This is a genomic window from Pseudomonas graminis (assembly GCF_004364335.1).
GTDB lineage: Bacteria > Pseudomonadota > Gammaproteobacteria > Pseudomonadales > Pseudomonadaceae > Aquipseudomonas > Aquipseudomonas graminis_D.
The window spans coordinates 36,079-55,407 of record NZ_SOCR01000018.1 but is presented as its reverse complement, the minus strand read 5'-3'; the positions used below and the strand labels follow the sequence as shown (position 1 = coordinate 55,407).

Sequence of the window (19,329 nt, the reverse complement as noted above, 5' to 3'; positions counted from 1 at the left end):
CCGGCATCGCCCTTACAGACAACGGATGCTGCTAAATACGAGGACACACTCGGACTAAGCGGCCGTGCAGGTGTGTTCACCGGACACTTACGCAGTAGGTTCGAGCTTTTGCACTGAGGACAACGAGTGTTGACCTTTTCCCCTATATTCATAGGTATTTTTCCATCAAAGATTAGCCCACGGCTAGCCTGTCAGCTATACCTCAAATGAGACAGCGTGCCACCACCGGCACGCCCACTGGAGGCTCAATATGGCGAATAATGAAAAAACCAGCAAAGGAGTAGCGTCAAAAGCAGGCAAGCAACTGAAGGACGAGAAATCTTCCGCTGCAGAGAAATCCGTCGCTGGTTCAGCACTGACTCAAACCCCGGATAAAAAGAAAAAGTAGATTCTTCCTGCTGGAAGCTTCTAGGCCTCGTATTTTTCATGTTCTTGGAATCGCTGTAATCCAAGGGGACTTGTCCCCTTGGATTACAGCGGCCAGCAAGCGGAAAGGCACGCGGGCCACCATCCCTGCCTCCCACAATCTTGGGGTGAACCATCTAGGTGCCCTGCGTTTTGCAGTAGATAGTCGAAGCGTGATTACCCTAGCCCGCTGACCTTGCTGCTGCGCGCGCAGGCACAGCACCAGGTGCTGAACCAAACAACGCCTGACGCATATCCTCTGCTGTCAAATCGGCAGTCATCAACCGTCCAATCGGACAGCTGTAAAACGCAGTAAGAAATCCTTAGAAGGATTTAATGTAATCCCGTCATTAGGAGTCGTGCGGGTGCTCCAGCGGCAGGCCGTCGGCATCGACCTTTGGCTGCCAGTTGTCGGCGCCTCGTTTAAGCGATCACCAAGGCTTATCCAACACGCCGAACTTTTAGGTCACATCTATCCATATCTCAAAGGCTTGCACCTTTCAGATAGCCGCGTTAAGCGCGGCAGTCTCAGAAAAAACTGCAGCTTTACACTGGCAGGCATCGGCTATTGCTTTAAGCCGGACCTCGCATTTTTTACGTGCAGCGGCATAACACGCCATTAGATAGTCGGCTTGCCACAGGGTTAACCGCTCGGCCACATTCAGTCCCAAAGCAAATCCATCCGCTCGGCCATGCGTCCACTTCAGTTGCTCGAGCGAGTCTGCCATATGGATCTTGTACAACAGAGTATCCGCCATGCTATGCAGCTCCGGGGCGAGCTCCAGAGCGTTGATGTGGCCGGGTGGGAGGCTTGGAAAGCCCGAGGGCTGTTTGATCTGGTAAGACATGTTCGACTCTCGTTGATTGCGCAGGGCAGAACTGCGGCTTAGCTCAGCTAAGATTTGGCTCGTCTGATATCAGCATCTTCAGCGTTCGACCTACCAGAGCCATAGTGGCTATTTGACAACACCATCACCAGGAAAGTTACATACTGCAGACGTCCGATCTGGACAGGTGCCATCGTTATGCGCCTGACTACGCTCGCAGGCGCCACGAAGAACATTTACAACGTCATAGCGGCTGGACGGCTGGCTCCGATGCGCTCGTCGTCTCCATACCTTGCAACACCCCACCAAATCCCTTGACGCTCAGACAACAGCCGCTCATAAGTCAGACGGCTGAAGACGCCTCAAAGGGCCAGAAACAGGTGCAGCAGGCCGTGACGGCCATCAACACTGTAACCGTTGAAATTACAGACTCCACCCAGCGCGTGGAGGCCTTAGCTGGACAGATTCATGACATCACCAAGGTTCTGGAGGTCATTCGTGGCATTGCCGAGCAGACCAACCTGCTAGCCCTGAACGCTGCGATCGCGGCCGCTAGGGCAGGTGAGCAAGGCCGAGGTTTTTGCAGTTGTGGCCGATGAAGTTCGCGCGTTGGCTCATCGTACCCAATCGTCAACAGGTGAAATTGAAGCCATGATCGATCGGATTCGTAACGGAGTCGACGAAGCGGTGCATGCCATGTGGGACTATCGTGCAAAGCACCCAGGCGTTAGCGACGGAAGCAGGGCTAGCTCTTGAACAGATCAGCGAAGGCGTTAACCAGATCAACGAGCGCAACTTGGTGATTGTCAGCGCTGCTGAGGAACAGGCTCAGGTAGCCCGTGAAGTAGACCGCAACCTAGTGAACATCCAAGATCTGTCCACCCAGACGGCTACTGGGGCCAACCAAACCAGCGCATCAAGTCACGAGTTATCGCGGCTGGCTATGTCGTCTAACACGCTGGTTGGGCAGTTCAAGCTTTAGAACCGAGGAAAAAATTCAGCCAAACAGTTGTAGGTGCCAGCCGTCTTTCCCAGCCTTGCCTGAATAGAGGAGTGGACGGCACGCAACAAAGCGTACGGACGTTCCACTTCGCTATCTCAGCCGTGGGGAGTGAGCTTGTGACAAAGCTCCCGCAGCTGATCAAGGCCGAACGGCTTCTGTAGCCAATACACGTGATCACCGTCCAAGCTATCAGCAGCGGCATGGAACCCGGATGCCACAACCACAGGCATCAGTGGTAGCAGCGCGTGTACGTTGTGGGCTAGCTGAACCCCATCGATCGTCCCTGGCATTCTAAGGTCGGTAATCAGCAAATCGGCGTTAAAGCCGTAGCTCTGAATGTGATTCCAGGCTGAATCAGCTTCGCAAAACGCCTTGACCTCATGCCCGTCCATTTCCAGGACATCCGTCATGATCGTCAATATAACTGGCTCATCTTCGACAAGGATAATCGAACTCATACGCTAGATCCGGTCGTGAGGATGGGGGATCTTTAAGGGGCAGCCTGAATAATCAGGCCTATGTAGCTGAATGGACACTCAGTACGCGATTTCGAGCCATCAGGCGGATGAGTGGGCAAGACTAGGGGGAGACCTTCCGGCGTCGAGCAGGCGCAAAAAAGCCCGCCGGGGCGGGCTTGTCTGTGGGGGTCGATTGAACGTGACACCCGTTGTACGCTGCTAACCAGTAGCACAGTCCGTAAGTCCGGGTCCGACGGCTGCTTTGGGGCCAAAGCAGCCGATAGCAGGGCAATAGAGGTCTGAAGAGTTACTTACGTCAAGACCTAGGCCACTTCCAAGCCTCTAGGGTCAGCCCATCGGATGCAAGTCGGCAGGGGCAAGACCCACAAGCTCGATATGCGCAGCGTTCGCGTCGGCCACGATCAGGTTATCGGCGGTGAAAGTCTTGGCAACGTTCTTGTCGATACTGATCTCGAATCGGTTACCGTCAGCGTCCGCTTCGTAATCCTTGAGATAGGTGCGGTGCAGGGCTGTGTCGTAGATCAACTTAAGCGTGCCGTCGGTGCCGTCGCCAAGGCCTGTGTAGCCCAGCGCTGATACATCGATGCGGTCCTGCGTGGCGTCGAAATTCTGAATGAAGTCCGAGTTGCCCCGAAAACTGTCGCTCTTCTCGACGTATCGGAAGGTATCGACGCCAGTATTGCCCACCAACAGGTCATCATCACCGCCTCCGACGAGGATGCCACCCGCGGTCGAGTTGGTGAAGGTGTCACGGTAGTTATCGCCGGTCAGCGTCTGGCTGGCGCGGTCTGCTGCATTGTCCCCGGCAAAGGTGAACCGGTCCATGTCCTGCAGACCTGTGAGCGGATCCCGGTCGTATTGCGTCAGGTGCACGGCGAATCGGTTGCCGTCTTGATCGGCCTCGAAGGATTGGGCAATCGCGTAACCCGCTTCGCTGTCGTAGCTGTAATTGAGCGTGCCGTTGTAGCCATTCCCAAGGCCGGTGAACCCCAGTGCCGAAACGTCCAGCAGATCACCGTCACCGAGGCTGAAGCTGTGGATGAGGTCAACGCTGGACTGGCCTGTGCCGTCGTTCACGAAGCTATCGGTGAGATGCTCGAAGACAAATGTGTTACGGGAACCGCCGCCATACATCTCGTCCGCTCCGCCTGCACCGGTCACGATGTTGCCGGAGCGGGGAACGACCAGAAAGTCATCGCCATCGGTCCCGGTGATGACGTATTGCTTGTCGCTGAGCCCATGTTCGCGACCATTGCTATCTGCAGTCAGGTCGTAACGGAGGGCGAAGTTTTGCGTGCCAAGCTGAGCGGCATGGTCGCCTTCCAGTCGCACTTCGAATGCCTGGCCCTGAGCGTTCTTATCCAGCGAGCGAACATAGGTGATGTCCTCAATGGCGTTGTAGGTCACCGCCAGATCGCCGTTGTGGCCATCGCCCACGCGCTCCAGCCCAAGCGCTGTCAGATCAAGCACATCACTGGATTGGAAGTTTTTGATCAGGTCAGAGTGGGAGCCTTGTGCGTCAAAGTAACTGTCCGTCACCGAGGTGTAGACGAACGTGCTCCCGTAGTAATAAGCGGAGTGGCTGGTGATCGTATCGACGCCCGCGCCGCCGTTATAGCGATCCTGCGGGTTGTTGAACGGGTTGGGCTCACCTGCCTGGCCGGTGAGGATGTCGTCGCCATCGCCGCCAAAGATGAAATCCCGCTTTGTGGTGCCCGTGATGGTGTCGTCATCTGCCGTGCCGGTGTAGCTGTCATACGTGCCATGAGGGGTCATGACAACCGCGTCATCCGCTTCACTCTGCAGTGCTGTTTTCTTTGCCTGAACCATGTTTTTTCTCGTGATAAGAGGATGGGGCACTGTGCCCGCCTTAAATGGAAGACCCAGTCAGAACGAGCATCGTCAGCGTCATCAATGCCAGCCACTGCGTGGTAGACCCGTCAAAGGAGTGTTTGTTTGATTATCCGCATCCGTCCAGAGACAACAAAACCCAAATTACTCACGCGGCACATCATGGGGCAGGTCTAATTGCCCTATTTATCTGAGGCCGATTCTGATGTCTCTTTGTTGCAGTAAAAACTCGACGTTTCTCCTTTCAGAGCATAAGGGATCGCATGCTCAGTGAGGCTACGGCTGGCTAGTTCGCAATTTTCGAAGGCAAAGACGCCATAGAAGTCGGCTTGCTTAACGTCCTCCTGGCAATGTCCAAGCTGAGGAAGGCATGAATGACCCCATAGGCTCACAACGATAGCTGCAACACTCATTAAGCGACTACCGTTGTTCGTGAGCTGGTGGTGGACTGGGTGACTTGTCGCCTTGGATAAACCAGCAAGCCTATGGCGCGCTAGTTGCTTGGTTCATGAGAGTTTCAGGTTTTGAAGCGCGCTACCATCTGATTCAAGTTAACCGCCAACTGCGACAGTTCGTTACTGGCCATCAAGGTCTGCTGCGTGCCCTCGCTGCTCTGTAGTGACAGGTTGCGGATGCTTACCAACGCGCGATCCACTTCGCGAGCCACGTGGGCCTGTTCTTCAGAAGCCGTGGCAATCTGCTGATTACGGTCGTCGATCAACTGCACTGAGTCGGCGATAGCCTTCAGCGACACCCCGGCTTCGTCAGCAGTACGCTGGGTATTATGTACCTCTACGGTACTGCTGCTCATCGAGTCTACCACCTGTGACGTTCCGGCCTGGATGCTGGAAATCATCTGTTCGATCTCTTGCGTCGAGGTTTGCGTGCGGTGCGCCAGGGCCCGAACCTCATCAGCCACTACAGCAAAACCTCGGCCCTGCTCACCGGCTCGGGCCGCTTCTATGGCAGCGTTTAGCGCGAGCAGATTGGTCTGTTCAGCGATGGCGCGAATGACGCTCAGTACCTTGCTGATGTCCTGCGCCTGGCCAGCGAGGCCTTGGACCTGTTCCGAAGTCAGCTCCACACGGTCGGTAAGAGTGCGCATGGCCTGCAGGGTTTCGCTGACTTTTTGATTACCAGTGGCAGCAGCCTGAGTGCAATCCTTTGCTGATTCGGAAGTTGAAGCAGCGTTGCGTGCGACTTCGTCGACGGCGGCGCTCATCTGAGTGACGGCGGTAGCAGCCTGTTCAATCTCGCTGTTCTGCTGTTGCATAGTGCGGCTGGAGCTTTCGGTTATCGAGGTCATCTCTACGGCTGCGGAGCTGAGCTGCGAAGACGCATCTGATATCTGACCGATGGTGCTGCGCAAGTTACCTTGCATGGTGTTGAGCGCGCGCATCAAGCGCGCGGACTCATCGTTGCCCTTGACCTCCAAGCTCAGGCGGAGGTCCCCGGCGGCGATTTCCTCAGCCATTTTCAGCGAGGCGCTCAAGGGGTGAACGATGCTGCGCGTCAGCAGGGTGGCCAGCACCAGGGTCAAAACCAGCGCGGCGAGCACCACGGCGTCGATAATGGTAATGCTGTGGGCATACACCTCGGTGGCAGTGAGGCCCGCAGCGGCAGCACCGTCGGAATTGTGTTGGCGCAGTTCACTGAGTTTGGTCTGATGGGCGCTAGCTCGATCACGTTGTTCAGTATTGGCGAAGGTTACTGCCTGCTCATGTTGGGTGGATTCTAGATCGACGATGCGCTGTAGCCCCTCAAGGTATTGCTTCATCAGTGTGGCGGCGGCTTCAAATTTAGCCCCTGCTTCCTGGTCAGCAATCAGGTTTTTTCGGTAAAAATCAGTACGCTCGTTGAGTACGTGCTTAGCATCTTCCAGATGCCGCAGGGCAGCAGCGCGCTCTTGGGGTTGGACGTAGCCAATAGGCGGATGCTTTCCAGGCGCGCATCAAGCAGGGCAATCTGGATACCGTCGGCTGTCTGAACGCTAGTCAGCCAATTTTTCTCGATATCCTGTTCAGTGCCACGTAGTTTCCCTAACTGAACGTAGGCGAAGCCGCCAAGGGCAATGACTAACAGGGTGATCAGCCCGAAACATAAGGCGGCGCGCGGCGCGATATTTAGAGAACGTAGATTCACGGCGTAACTCCGAGGGATGCAACGCAGAAAATTTTGAGTTTTGCTCGGAGGCCATCGGCAAAAAGGGGCACAAGTTTAAGGCACGGAGGTGTCTACGAAATCCGGGGCGATTCAAATTGATCCGCTAAGTAGATTTGGCTTAGGAGCGAAACACGTCCCTCCCTTACGGCCTCGGCCCCGGTCATTGAAGGCCGAGGCTTGGGAGCCAGCCCAGCAACGTTTCCTGCATCAAACCAATTTTAAGCCTCCGGTTTTCTGAGCAGCATCCGCAGCGTTCATTTCCCGCCTCGCTTCACCCATACGGACGTGCAGCTTTGTTGCACCCTAGCTGGTGATAACGCCGCAGATCTGGAGGGTAACGATAAGGATGAGGCGGTTTCTGGCTTGCCAGGGGGACTTTCTATTGTTCGATCATTTTACAAGCCGTAACACGGGTTTGACCGTGTCCGCGTTCAGCCCTATTTCCGAGACGAGGCAATTCGGCGCGATGACTTATAGATTCGGGCAAGAGCGGCAAGCGGCCCTACGCCGTTCACCCTGTTGCGGTCGATCGTATCTACACGTATCTGGAGCGTTCAGGCCACTACCTGTTTTGAGGTCAGATGCTAACAAGCGCTGATAAATGATTTAGATACCTACGACTGCTTTCCCATCGGGACGGACGAGCCGGATGATCGCAGCCGCCAATTCCGAACCGCTTCCAATCACGGAAACGGGTCCATCAAAAGCAATGGCATTCTCAGGCATTGCGTGGCCCAACAATGATGAGGGTCGTAACGCCATTGTTTGTCCACCAGCATGATGGATAGCAGCTAAACCGCGTGATCCGTCGTCCAGAGAGCCTGAGAGCACGACACCAATCGTGTTGGTTCCTCCGCAGTCGGCGACTGATTGAAATAGCAGGTCGATTGCGCGTTTTCCATAAAGACGAGCCCGATCAGCGGCCAAAAGTGCAAAGGTCCGATCGAGCAGGGTGAGATGGATGCTCGGCTCTGCGATGTAGGCAGTCCCGGGAACTAAAAGCTCACCTTGGCCGGCAACCACCACCGTCATCTGCGAACTTCCAGAAAGCACCTCTGCCAGCTTGCTCGCTTGATCCCAAGGCCGATGCAGCACAATCATGACTACAGCGTCGAGGTCGGGAGGGAGAGCCGATAGGAGATCACAGATATCCTCAAGCCCAGCTCCACCTGAAGCCCCAATTGCAATGATCCATCCACTGTCCATAAGCTTTATCATCCTGGGCAACTACGCCTACAGCTTAGCCGTTCTCTAACGGCCCAATGTCAGGAGCCCGATCCCCCCGTCCGCATTTAATGAAATCAACCAGCTAGGCGGTGCATAAGTCCATAACTTCTTCGTGCCCAGTGATGGGCTATCTTTGACAGATGCATTTGCCTACGTCAGCTTGGGCCTCGCGAGCCTAGTCATTCTCGATCGTCGACTTGCTGTTGTCGGCACGACGATCGCCACAAACAATCCCCGACTACACCGTTGCGCTAGTGGATCGATATCTGGCGATGTCATAGTGCGCCAGGGCTGTCATCGGACTCACCCATTGATACCCTGTCTCAGGAATTGTATATGGCCGTGAAGCGTCACGTTGGCTCAACGGAGCAGAAAGCTTTAGGCAATTTCGTAAGCGCTGCTTCCCACCTAACCGGCTGCGTAGGCGCAATGCTGATGGTGCGCGAGAGCGTAAGCTGGAGCGTTGTCTCAACCTGGGGAAGAGTACCGTCCCTCAGCATCGGCGAAAACACCGATGCCTGGTTGAAGAGTGTGGTGTCCTACGGCGACGTGGTGGATATAGGGGAGGCCATGCCTTATAACTCCGCACTCCCGATTGGCCTTGATCAAGTGATCAGTGAATTTCTGGTCTGCACCGCCATCAGGGATGCTGCAGCTGGCTTGGCGGGCGTGGTGTTGATGATGATCCCACTCCCCCACAAACGACTGAGCGACGCACAGATCTATGGCCTGCAGGCTCACGCGACTGATCTGTACGGCACCCTCCAATCAAGACCGGTCAACGCGACCGGCGGGGTGGCCATAGAGCGCCTGCGCTTACTGGAATCAGCGGTAGTCAATGCCAAGGACGCTATTCTGATTACCGAGGCCAAGCCTATCGATCTGCCGGGGCCGCGAATCGTCTATTGCAATCCGGCATTCCTGTCAGCTACCGGTTTTTCCCTCAAAGAGGTCATAGGCCAGACTCCACGAATATTGCAATGTGAGGAGACCAACCGCGAGACGCTCCAGCAACTGCGAGAAGCGCTGCAACAATGGACTCCGATCGAAGTCGAGCTGATCAACGCACGACGCGATGGGACCCGTTTCTGGGTACAGTTGAGTATCGTTCCAGTGGCAGACGAGAAAGGTTGGTTCACTCATTACGTTTCCGTGCAACGCGACATCACGGAGCGCAAGCACACCGAAGAAGCGTTGCGCCAGGCGCGGTTAGACCGCGAGGAACGTCTGGTGCTCGAATCACGGCTGGTGGAGCGAGAGCGAATACAGGAAGAGTTGTCCTATGCCGCGTTTCATGACGAGCTCACCAAGCTCAAGAACCGTGTTTACTTCATGGGGCGTATCCAGAAAGCGTTCAGCGAAGGAGAACCGGAACACCTCGGCACGGCCACGGCGTTGTATCTGGACCTGGATCGATTCAAATACGTCAACGACGGCATAGGTCATCACGCTGGTGACATTTTGCTCAAGCAGGTGGCCGAACGCCTGAATGAGTGCGTGGATCCTGATGCAGTTATTGCGCGCATCGGTGGCGACGAGTTCGCAATACTGCTCACCGGCGTGGGCCACCAAGAACACGCCATCGAGACCGCCAGGCGAGTTACCCAGGCGCTAAGCTTACCCATGCAGATCGATGGCCAGCCTCTCTTCACTTCCTGCAGTATCGGCATCGCCACCTCGGATGCTCGACACAGCACGGCCGAAGAATTAATTCGCGATGCAGACGTAGCAATGTACGCGGCCAAGAAGAAAGGTCGTGGCCGCTGGGCCGTCTTCGATCTCTCCATGCGTCAGGCATCGATCAACATGTTGGGAATACAGAATGCACTCAAGCATGCGATCACAGGCGATGAGTTCTATCTGGTGTACCAACCAATCTTCTCTATCACAACTGAAAAGATCATCGGCGTAGAAGCCTTGATCAGGTGGCACCATCCGACCTTGGGAAACATTTCGCCTGACGTCTTCATCAGCGTGGCCGAGGATATTGGCGTTATTTACGACATTGGATGTTGGGTAATGCGCAATGCTTGTCGGGAGATCAACAAATGGAGCGACAGCACTGTGCAGAGCGCTATCAAGCTCAACGTCAACGTGTCGGGGGCCGAGCTCAACCGCAAGAACTTCGCCACTCAAGTGGCCGACATCCTTCTCGAAACCGGATTTGATGCGCGCGCTCTGCAGATCGAGATCACCGAGTCGGTATTCTTGCATGAGCCGGAGATCGTGGCCCAGACCTTGGAGGAACTTCGCGCCCTGGGTATTCGCATCGCTCTGGACGACTTCGGTACCGGCTACAGCTCTTTGGGATATATCGATCGCTACCCTATAGATGTCATCAAGATTGATCGTTCATTTGTCTCACGCATGATGAGCCATGAACGCAGCATCGCCATCGTCAAGAGCATTCTGTCTCTGGGCCAAGCATTGGATCTGGCGATTGTGGCCGAGGGTATCGAGACGCGAAGCCAGCTGCAACAACTCAAAGCCCTCGGCTGTCCCTATGCTCAAGGCTTCCTGCTCAGTCTGCCGCTCCTGGCCAAGGATGTGAGGCCGCTTCTTGACAAGAAGCCATAACGGCCACCCTCCCCCTCGGCTGAGAGAGCAATCGTACAGGTTCACTCTGTCAATGAACTCCATTGCGGTGGCTACTTGGAAGTAGACGGTGCCCAACGCTAACGCCGGACTGCAACCGATTAATGACTGTCAAGCATTGCCGGCATCATCACGCTACCTGCGAGCAGCAGAGTAGTCACCTGCGGTTCGTTCAACGGTTGGCTAAACAAGTAGCCCTGCCCCTCCTGACAACCATTGCGCTGCAAAAAGTCCAGCTCCAGGGAGTCTTCGATGCCTTCAGCCACTACGCAGTGCTGCAGGCTCTTACCCATGGCAAGGATAGCAGCGACCACCGCAGAATTATTTGCACGTGAATTGACATGCCGAATGAAGGACTGGTCGATCTTCAATACGTCGAAAGGCAATTGAGTGAGATACGCCAAGCTGGAATAACCGGTGCCGAAATCGTCCAGCGCCAGGCTCAGACCTGCAGCCTTTAAACGTGATAGAACCTGCAGATTGAATGGCAGGTCGGACATCAGCACGCTTTCAGTCAGCTCGAGTTGCAAGGCCCCGGGCGCGATCCCGGTCTCCTCAAGGATCGCCAGGATATTGTCGACATAACCGGTATGCAATAACTCGGTGGTCGACACGTTGACTGCTACGCAGACATTTTTCAGCCCTTGCTTGTCCCATCGCTTTATTTGTTGGCAAGCCGTTCGCACGACCCAATCGCCGATCGGGATGATCAACCTGCTGTCCTCGGCAATACCGATAAAGCGCGAGGGGGCCACCATGCCCTCGCGCGGATGAGACCAGCGCACCAATGCTTCGACGCCTGTAATTCGGCCACTGCTCAGATCCACTTTGGGCTGATAGTACAGAATGAACTGACCAAGGCGCAGGGCGCTACGCAGATCCGCTTCGATGACCTGACGTTCCACAGCATTGGCATTCATGGTTGGCCGGAAGAATTGATAGCGATTGCGGCCCTTCACTTTGGCATCGTAGAGCGCGGTGTCTGCGTGCTTGATCAGATCTTCGACGCTGGACGCATCAGAGGGGAAAAAACTGATACCGATACTCGCAGAGATATGAAGCGTGCTTTCATTTATTCGATGTCCCGCATTGATTCCTTCCAAGATCTTCTTGGCAATCACTTCGACGTTATCGTCTGCCTGCAACGCCGGCAGCAGCACCACGAACTCATCACCCCCCTGACGGCTTACAGTGTCCGAGGCGCGCACGCTTCGGGTCAGGGCGGCGGCCACTGCGAACAAAAGCTGGTCGCCTACTGTGTGCCCCAGGGAATCGTTGATATATTTGAAATTATCCAAATCTATGAACATCACTGCCAAGCGCTGGTTATCACGTCGCGCAGCGCGTACAGCTTGTTCTAATCGATCCTGGAACAATACCCTATTGGGCAACTGAGTGAGGTAGTCGTGCTCGGCCAGGTAGGTCGTTTTCACTTTCATGGCACGCTCTTCCGAGACATCGTGAAACACCACCACAGCCCCTGTCAGATTACCGCGATGATCGATGATCGGGGCAACTGAGTCTTCTATATCCACCCGGCTGCCGTCGCGTTTGACCAACACGGCACCTGCGCTTAAGCCCGCTGCAGAACGCTTCTGCAAGGCTAGTTGCACAGGATGTGGCTCATCCCCAAGGGAATGATCAACATCGATGGACATGACCTTTCTAATCGATTGTCCCTTGGCTTCGGCGCTGGACCAGCCTGTCAGCATTTCGGCCGCAGGATTGATGAAGTCAACATTGCCGTCGGTATCGGCGCCAATCACTCCATCACTGATGGCATTGAGCGTGACTTCGGCTCGCACCCCACGGTTCTCCACTGCCCTATGCAGGCGAAAGCGCAAGATCAGATCACGAACGATCTGTACACCGACACCTCTATCCTTTGGATAAGTTAAGCTGAAACCTTGCGCACCACAGGTGATGAATGTCTCAGCGGCGCGGCGCTGCAACTCTGTTCCGCTCATCAATATAGGTATCGACGACACCGCATCATAAAATTCAACGAATCTCGCCATTTCCCTGAACCGTCCGCGGGCCATGCTGACGATAATGAGTTCGGCCGATTGTTCTCTTAAAGAACGCACCACTGATGCCGCATTCTCGAAAAACTTTATCAACCAGTCTTCGTTGGTAGCAGTAAACTGCTCAATGAATGCAGCTTTTTCACGAGCCCCACAAAGGATAAATATTGGAATGGCCATGCGTCCTTGCTCCGAACGATTTCAAGAAAGCATGAAATCAAAATGCTTGTGCGGCATCGTCCATCACGCAAGCATGACGCACATTCATACAACGTCTCACCTCCGCAATTTAATAGATATATAGAGTCAGACCGCCGGTACAAATTCCTTTTCCTGGGATCAAGGCTGAGCTGGTCCCCTTCAGCGATGTTCGCCTGCATCACGTCAATGGCCGAACCGACGAGCCCAACACGGCTACCGTGGCAGGGTCAGTGGTCACCTTTCAGGGCTTGCAGCGTGGAGTTAGCAACGGGATTGCCGGTTGTCCCTGCTCATCGGACACCCCCGTTCATTTTTCCCGGATCACTTCTTGTAGAGACGGACTCATTCGATAATCTCATCCAACTGGCGGTCATCCAGCTAGGCGCAGTTCGTGTAGATCGCGGCAGCAATTTGGCCTTGGAGTCGTTCTGACGTTGAACCAGTACCGACCTTACCTTGCTGCACGTTTGGCCGTCGTGGGTCAACAGCTTCATTGAAGCCCATTATAAATCTTTCAGCGCAGGTCAGAATGCCATCAAGGCATGCAGGAACTGGCCATTAACCCGTACGTAGCGTCAGGGATGGCAAAATAATGCTACGACTAACAGGCTGAACCTCCCGGGCGAGGGACCAGCCCACCCGAGCTTAAGTGGCATGATCGACCTTACCATTTGGAACCTCACACTTCCCGTTGAAACGCCGCCTTTGACCACCGCAGCCGCGCTGCCAAAGCTGCAAACCTCTTACTTCACCAACACCGGTGACAAAGTTGTGTTCTGGGCTCCGGTTAACGGTTCGCATACGGGCAACAGCGAATTTCCACGTTCCGAACTGCGGGAAACCTCGACGGATGGCAAAGCCCGCAATTGGTTGTACAACAGTGGCCTTAATACCCTCAAGGGCACTCTCTCGGTCAACCAAGTACCTTCTACCGGACGCGTGGTGGTCGCGCAGATCCATGCCAAGAACGCCACCACGCCCTTGCTAAAGGTGGTGTACCGCTATGCAAATGGCATTGGCAATATTGACTTGGAATACCGCATTAATCCCACAGACGTTAAAAGTCCCGTGGCCTACACGGTGACCGACGTGCCGCTCAACAAAGTTTTCGCGTACGCCATTCAAATGAACAAGCAAGGTAAGCTGACGGTTCTGATTAATAATGCCGGCCCGCAGATCCAACTGGCACCGGCCTGGCACAATTATGCGTTTTATTTTAAGGCTGGCGTGTATACCTTGGATAACGTGGGCTATGCCACTGAAGGTGGCAAGGTGACCTACACCCGGTTGGAAGTAAGTCACGAGTGAGATTTCTACATCCTTAGAGTCCATTCCTGGAGCTGGGGTAGGCTTTCGCGACGAAAATCGCTATGCCTCTACGACCTCGGCCCAGCATGAGCGGTCCTGCGTGTTTTCCCTTTACTGGCCGGGTCACTCATGTTGCATTCAGTGACGTGATAGATTCGTTCCCCGGTCGGCTGAGCCTAGTCATCGAGGACTTCCGCAATCCGCCATTCACGGCAGTCAGGATCACCGCATTCGTACATGCAGTCGTCCGGTTCCGCGCCGTCCTCTGTTGGGATCAGCTTCACCAAATACGGGGTTTCCCCGTCATCGTCCTGCACCTGGACAAAAGCACTAAACGCTCTGCGTTTGCTCATGCTCGATTCCGCTGCGCAAGATGCATCGCAAGCCTCGACCCGGCCTGCCTCGACTGTTTGACAGGCCTCAGTACAAAAAACGCAACGTTATTGAGCGGGTGTTCAGCTGGCTTAAGGAAAAACGTCGGATCTGTACGCGTTACGACAAACTGGCCAGCAGCTTTAAAGCCATGGTCACACTGGCCTGCATCGAAAGATGCTTGCGGGCTGACTTTTCGGACAAACCCTAGATCGCTCAGGGCATCACCGTGAAGAATCCAAGATGCCGCTGTTCGCGCCGCTTCGGGGTCGGACTACGCTCACAAGCGCATTTATACCGGCGTAGCGGCCTATGCTAAGCAGGCAGGCATCGAGGTCGCAGGGTTGGGGGGCGCATGGGCTTTGGTGCAGCTATATGTGGCACGACATGACTCAGCAGGAATTAAAACTCTGCTGAAACGGCCCTTTGATCTGCGCGAGTGGAAGACAGCGGATATTCACGGTAAAAATACACAGATAAAGCGCCAAACCAGAGTGCTAAGCGCCCAGACGGGCGCCTCGATCGTTGGTCTTGCCGACGGCAGTTATAGTTTGTGATCGGCCTGCCTGGATGTGGCTTTCATAAGGTCAAATTCGACTGTTCGTCGTTTTGGCGTTGTGAAGCTTTTGTTCATCCTGAAAAGACATTTCCTGATGGGGGGATGTGAATGGTTATGTACCTGTACGGCGGGCCCAAGCACCGCTCTCCGCGTAGCGCTACAAAGGACCCGCGCGCGAAACTCTCGAATCACGACTGGACCAGCGAAAGCATAGATGTCGCCACCCCTAGCCATGGAGCGGGCGACTGCGTTGATTTCTGGCGCGAAATAATTCTGCGTTTGTTCGCCGATGTTGAAATCGGCGCTGTCGGCAACCCCGATTTTTTTGGAAAGGTAAAATCGCAGAAGTGCGACCTGTTGCGGATCAGCGACGTCAGCGCCGCTGCTCAGGCGGTCAACCGACGCCATCTGCAACCGCGCAGTCATGACGAGGACAAGTACTTTGCGGTACTGATGCTCCAAGGCACGGAGTCGCTGGAACAGGATGGCAACCGGACTATTATCGGGCCCGGCGATTTTGCCGTGTACGATGCCACGCGTCCGCATCAGTTGAGCTTCACCGAAGATTGGCGGCAGATCATCGTCAGCGTGCCGCGCGCGAGCCTGGATCAACGCGTCATGAACATGGAGCGGCGGATCGCTACGCGGGTCTCGACTGACACCCCGACCGGTCGGGTCATGCGCATGTTTTTGCAGAGCATCGCCGGGCAGATCGGGCAGTTCACGGCGGCGGAGATGAGTAGCTTGTCGGAGGCCGCGACCAACATCATCACCCTGGCCATGGGCGACCTTCACCCGTTGGACGCCGAGCACTCCAAATGCAAGACCCTGACCCTGATGCGGGTGAAGATGTTCGTCAACGATCACCTTCGCGACCCGACACTGGGTGTCAGTCAGGTGACCTGCGCGCTGGGGCTTTCCAGCCGCTACGTCAACCGGTTGTTCGAAGCGGAAGGGCTGTCGCTGATGCGCTATGTGCTGCGTCGACGCCTGGAGCGCTGTGCGATGGACCTTGTGAGCCCAAGCCAGGCGGCCCGAAGAATCTCGGATATCGCCTTCGCCTGGGGATTCAACGACCTCTCCCATTTCGGCCGTGCTTTTCGCGAAACCCATGGCTACTCGCCCAGCGAGTGGCGTGAATCGGCGGGGCGTGGGATTGGCTGATACCGCCCACCCTGGCACTCAACGAGCAATCATATTAGCGGCCTGTTGAGTGGCCTCGGTGGTGCGAGTGGCCAGTTTGCGTACTTCATCCGCGACCACTGCAAAGCCCCGACCGGCCTCACCCGCTCGGGCGGCTTCTATCGCCGCGTTGAGGGCGAGCAGGTTGGTCTGGTTGGCGATGCCCTGGATGGTGGTGACGATATGGGTCAGTTGGATGAGGTTCTCCTGCATGGCGGTGTGTTGGAGCGCCTGGGCCTCGCGCAACTGACGCTCTTCGTGGCTGGCATGAATGTCGGTGATCGCGCCGACCACGCGCAGGGGCGAGCCATCGGCGGCGCGCCTGGTCTGACCACGGCCACGAAACCAGCGGTACTCGCCCGTCTTGTGGCGCAAGCGATAAGCTACATCGAAAGGCGTCTGGCCGCTGTGATCGTTGACGTGGGCGACGAAGGCATTAATAGCGAACTGGCTGTCTTCGGGATGCAGGCGCGACGACCAGGCCTCCAGCGTGTTGGGAAATTCCTCGAGGGTGGTATGCCCCAGCAAGCGACGCATTTGCGAAGACCACCAGATAGCATTTTTCGGATTGGCTGGATCGCCCGCGATGACCTCGATATCCCATAACCCGTCATGGAGCATTTCACGGGAAATCTCGAAGCGCGTGGCGGCCAGTGTCAGTTCCTGTTCCTGCATTCGTTGCTGATGAATATCGTGCAAGGTACCTGCTGCCATTTGCGATTGGTCGTGATCGCCGCGCCACAGCCGCGCGCTCATCCGGGTCCAGCGGTACTCGCCCTGACCGATGTCCAGACGGTACTCGTGGCAAAGCGTCCCGCGCGCATTGCGGTCGTTGAGATGGCTGGCCAGTGCCCTGTGGAAGACGTCGCGATCAGCGGGATGAATCGCCTCCAGCAGATGCCCGAATCGCGATGGCAGCACTTGCCCATCGAGTGCGTTGGACCACCAGATCTCACTGTGTGAAGAAAGCGTGGAGGCGTCGATACGCAGCTCCCAAAATGCCTCCCCGGGGTTTTGAGTGAAGCGATTCCAACGCTGATTTTGTAGCGACAACGCCTCTTGGGCGAACTCACGCGCGGCGATCTCATGAGCGATGATTTTCTCGACAGCCGCTAGCCGCGCTTCGAGATCGTCTCGTTCGGTGCGTAAGCCCTCGAAACCCGACAATACTTTTTGCAGTAACGGATCGTCAGCGGTCAGTGGCTCGCCGACCGCGTGGGTGGTTTCGAAACGATCCGTCAATTGCTGGAGTACTCGCCGTACTGCCAACCCTTTGAATAAAACCATGCAATACCTCCAGCAAAAAACGCCTACGTCAGACAGGATCGATCGCCTGGGCGATGTCGCGGGTAGTGGCCGGGCTGATCGCGACCGCCCCATGGCGGCGCGGGTGCCCATGGGCGGGTGGGCAATCGGCATTGCCCAGCGCCACGGCGACGCCATGGGGAGTATGCAGATAGGCCTGACGCCATTGTTCGGCGCGTCGCGAGAGGGTCGGCCCGTCGGCGATGCCGAGCTGCGCGATCAGCCTTTCGAAGGCGCTCGTCCATTGCCGGTAGTAGGCGTCGTTGACCCGCTCACCGGGGCGTGCGGGCGCGGCCTTTATCTCTTCGCCGATCACCTGGACCCACTGCGACCAGTCAAAGGCACCGCTCTTGAACAGCTGTACGGTGAGCGCGAACACGTTGGCTTGCCAAGGCGCATCGAACACCGGGCCTTCCTCGTCCAAGGGAACCCGTGCAGCTGTCATAGCGTCGATATCATTCATGCTCGGCGAGCTCCATATAGTCATCCCAAAGATCAATGCGCAGGCTGTCCTGGGCGAGTGCGACATCACCCCATAGCTCGGTGGCACTGAAGCTGACGCTGTACAGGTGCTGAGGGTGCTCCCCCAGGCCGTGTGCGACCGCATCGGGGGTGATGAACACGCCGTGGTCGCGCTTTATGCAGCCCAGCTTGCCGCGCACATAACGGGGCATGCGCGTGTGAGTGGTGGGGTTGATATTTTTCACGCGTACCCAGTCGCCAACGCGAAAGCGTGCGGTGCGCGCCACGTCGACCCGCGCCGAAGCGCCGGTCTTGACCAGTATGGGTACGAATTCTTCGGTCAGTACAGGCATCACGCGGCTCCTTTGAGGCTGAGCATTCTGGCTGCCAGTTCGTCCTGGCCGATCACGCCTTTGGCGATCAGCAGGCTTTCTATACCGTGCACCCAATGCTCGTAGTAGCTGGACGTCAGGTAGTGCACGGGCTCCATGCGTTCGACAGCATGGCGAAATTCGTCGATGTTGAAATGGCCGCCACCGAAGGCCGCAAAGAACAAACCGAAAATACGCCGCTCCCAGTCGTGGCGAAACAGTACTTCGTTCGGGTCTTGCAGCACCGGGCCGAGCCCATGCATGCCGCCGAGGTCATGTATCGAATTCATGGCGATCGCTCCAGGGCATCAACGAATGTCGCCAGCCGGCAGGGCCAGGCCGGTGCCGATCATGGCATTACGGGTCACCAGTTTCATGAGTTGCGCCTCGCTCCAGCCCTCGGTGTCGACGGGGCGTTCAGGCAGCACCAGGTAGCGCAACTCGGCGTTGCTGTCCCACACCCTGACTTCCTTGCTCGGCGCCAGGGTGACGCCAAATTCGGCCAGCACGCTGCGCGGTTCGATAACGATGCGCGAGCGATAGGGCGCCGACTTGTACCAGATAGGCGGCAGGCCCAAGGTGGGCCACGGGTAACAGGAGCACAGTGTGCAGACCACCACGTTATGCACGGCCGCGGTGTTCTCCACCACCAGCATGTCTTCACCCTGTACACCGCCGAAACCCAGCTCGGCGATCGCCGCTGTGGCATCTTGCAGCAGCCGTTGCTTGTACTGCGGGTCGCTCCAGGCCTTGGCCACCACTTGGGCGCCATTGCGCGGCCCGACCTTGTGTTCGTAGATGTCGATCAAGGCGTCCAGCGCGGCGGGGTCGATCAGCTGCTTTTCCTGGAGGATGGATTCCAACGCCTTGACCCGCAGTTCGATGTCGCTAGGCGGTTCGGTGTGTTCGTGATCGTGGTAATCGGTAGGGGTGTGTTTCATAATCAGGATTCCTGCAAGCTATGTGAGTCCGGGCAGCCGAAGACGTGGCTGCGC

Annotated in this window: 16 protein-coding genes and 5 pseudogenes; 7 read left to right on the top strand and 14 right to left on the bottom strand. The window is 56.2% G+C overall.

All coding sequences use genetic code 11. From position 1 onward, the window contains the following. Positions 1 to 250: 250 nt before the first annotated feature. Positions 251 to 388, top strand: a complete 138-nt coding sequence (locus tag EC919_RS27265) for a hypothetical protein (RefSeq protein ID WP_166650639.1) — start codon at positions 251 to 253, stop codon at positions 386 to 388. A gap of 517 nt (positions 389 to 905) precedes the next feature. On the opposite strand, the gene EC919_RS25940 is transcribed toward EC919_RS27265, so the two are convergent. Continuing rightward, the gene (locus EC919_RS25940) at positions 906 to 1,253 is read right to left on the bottom strand and encodes a hypothetical protein (protein WP_133777145.1); all 348 of its coding nucleotides are present in this window, start codon (positions 1,251 to 1,253) and stop codon (positions 906 to 908) included. A 338-nt stretch (positions 1,254 to 1,591) separates the two neighbouring features. Between EC919_RS25940 and EC919_RS28055 the strand changes: the two are divergent. Together EC919_RS28055 and EC919_RS28050 are read left to right on the top strand one after the other, a co-directional pair. Then, positions 1,592 to 1,905: pseudogene (locus EC919_RS28055) on the top strand (methyl-accepting chemotaxis protein); the annotation flags it as partial. A gap of 36 nt (positions 1,906 to 1,941) precedes the next feature. Then, complete coding sequence (locus EC919_RS28050; protein ID WP_432213855.1) at positions 1,942 to 2,214, top strand: hypothetical protein; 273 nt, start codon at positions 1,942 to 1,944, stop codon at positions 2,212 to 2,214. A 116-nt stretch (positions 2,215 to 2,330) separates the two neighbouring features. Here the strand turns inward: EC919_RS28050 and EC919_RS25930 are convergent, their stop codons facing one another. The 5 genes and pseudogenes from EC919_RS25930 to EC919_RS25915 form a co-directional block, all read right to left on the bottom strand. Beyond that, positions 2,331 to 2,693: a response regulator gene (locus EC919_RS25930; RefSeq protein WP_133777144.1), complete on the bottom strand. Its 363-nt coding sequence runs from the start codon at positions 2,691 to 2,693 to the stop codon at positions 2,331 to 2,333. Between the two features lie 348 nt (positions 2,694 to 3,041). Further along, a complete protein-coding gene (locus tag EC919_RS25925) occupies positions 3,042 to 4,544 on the bottom strand; it encodes a M10 family metallopeptidase C-terminal domain-containing protein (protein WP_133777143.1) in 1,503 nt (500 codons plus the stop codon). A 538-nt stretch (positions 4,545 to 5,082) separates the two neighbouring features. Next, positions 5,083 to 6,411, bottom strand: a pseudogene (locus EC919_RS25920) (methyl-accepting chemotaxis protein); the annotation flags it as partial. After that, positions 6,390 to 6,707: a hypothetical protein gene (locus EC919_RS28045; RefSeq protein ID WP_432213853.1), complete on the bottom strand. Its 318-nt coding sequence runs from the start codon at positions 6,705 to 6,707 to the stop codon at positions 6,390 to 6,392. The gene EC919_RS28045 and the pseudogene EC919_RS25920, both read right to left, overlap by 22 nt. Before the next feature lie 627 nt (positions 6,708 to 7,334). Next, the gene (locus tag EC919_RS25915) at positions 7,335 to 7,934 is read right to left on the bottom strand and encodes a chemotaxis protein CheB (protein WP_133777142.1); all 600 of its coding nucleotides are present in this window, start codon (positions 7,932 to 7,934) and stop codon (positions 7,335 to 7,337) included. Between the two features lie 357 nt (positions 7,935 to 8,291). Between EC919_RS25915 and EC919_RS25910 the strand changes: the two genes are divergently transcribed. Further along, positions 8,292 to 10,532: a putative bifunctional diguanylate cyclase/phosphodiesterase gene (locus EC919_RS25910; protein WP_133777141.1), complete on the top strand. Its 2,241-nt coding sequence runs from the start codon at positions 8,292 to 8,294 to the stop codon at positions 10,530 to 10,532. A 119-nt stretch (positions 10,533 to 10,651) separates the two neighbouring features. On the opposite strand, the gene EC919_RS25905 is transcribed toward EC919_RS25910, so the two are convergent. Next, positions 10,652 to 12,754 (bottom strand): putative bifunctional diguanylate cyclase/phosphodiesterase, encoded by a 2,103-nt coding sequence (locus EC919_RS25905; RefSeq protein WP_133777140.1) that lies wholly within the window; start codon positions 12,752 to 12,754, stop codon positions 10,652 to 10,654. A gap of 675 nt (positions 12,755 to 13,429) precedes the next feature. On the opposite strand from EC919_RS25905, the gene EC919_RS25900 reads away from it, so the two are divergent. Further along, complete coding sequence (locus EC919_RS25900) at positions 13,430 to 14,083, top strand: polysaccharide lyase family 7 protein (protein WP_133777139.1); 654 nt, start codon at positions 13,430 to 13,432, stop codon at positions 14,081 to 14,083. A 176-nt stretch (positions 14,084 to 14,259) separates the two neighbouring features. Here the strand turns inward: EC919_RS25900 and EC919_RS27260 are convergent, their stop codons facing one another. Then, the gene (locus EC919_RS27260) at positions 14,260 to 14,436 is read right to left on the bottom strand and encodes a hypothetical protein (protein ID WP_166650638.1); all 177 of its coding nucleotides are present in this window, start codon (positions 14,434 to 14,436) and stop codon (positions 14,260 to 14,262) included. Positions 14,437 to 14,441: 5 nt separating this feature from the next. Between EC919_RS27260 and EC919_RS25895 the strand changes: the two are divergent. Together EC919_RS25895 and EC919_RS25890 are read left to right on the top strand one after the other, a co-directional pair. After that, a pseudogene (locus EC919_RS25895) lies at positions 14,442 to 14,666 on the top strand (transposase); the annotation flags it as partial. A gap of 456 nt (positions 14,667 to 15,122) precedes the next feature. Continuing rightward, positions 15,123 to 16,178, top strand: a complete 1,056-nt coding sequence (locus tag EC919_RS25890; RefSeq protein WP_432213852.1) for a helix-turn-helix domain-containing protein — start codon at positions 15,123 to 15,125, stop codon at positions 16,176 to 16,178. 24 nt (positions 16,179 to 16,202) lie between these two features. Here the strand turns inward: EC919_RS25890 and EC919_RS28040 are convergent. The 6 genes and pseudogenes from EC919_RS28040 to nthA all read right to left on the bottom strand — a co-directional run. Further along, positions 16,203 to 16,460, bottom strand: a pseudogene (locus EC919_RS28040) (methyl-accepting chemotaxis protein); the annotation flags it as partial. A gap of 30 nt (positions 16,461 to 16,490) precedes the next feature. Then, positions 16,491 to 17,483 (bottom strand): annotated as a pseudogene (locus EC919_RS27620) (PAS domain-containing protein); the annotation flags it as partial. Between the two features lie 28 nt (positions 17,484 to 17,511). Then, positions 17,512 to 17,964, bottom strand: coding sequence for a nitrile hydratase accessory protein (locus EC919_RS25880; RefSeq protein ID WP_133777137.1), 453 nt, complete (start codon positions 17,962 to 17,964; stop codon positions 17,512 to 17,514). After that, positions 17,957 to 18,316 (bottom strand): SH3-like domain-containing protein, encoded by a 360-nt coding sequence (locus EC919_RS27685; protein WP_347876993.1) that lies wholly within the window; start codon positions 18,314 to 18,316, stop codon positions 17,957 to 17,959. The genes EC919_RS25880 and EC919_RS27685 overlap by 8 nt, the downstream gene beginning before the upstream one ends. Then, positions 18,316 to 18,624, bottom strand: a complete 309-nt coding sequence (locus EC919_RS27680; protein ID WP_347876992.1) for a hypothetical protein — start codon at positions 18,622 to 18,624, stop codon at positions 18,316 to 18,318. Before EC919_RS27680 ends, EC919_RS27685 begins: the two co-directional genes overlap by 1 nt. Before the next feature lie 18 nt (positions 18,625 to 18,642). Further along, the gene (nthA, locus tag EC919_RS25870) at positions 18,643 to 19,275 is read right to left on the bottom strand and encodes a nitrile hydratase subunit alpha (protein ID WP_133777136.1); all 633 of its coding nucleotides are present in this window, start codon (positions 19,273 to 19,275) and stop codon (positions 18,643 to 18,645) included. Positions 19,276 to 19,329: the final 54 nt, after the last annotated feature.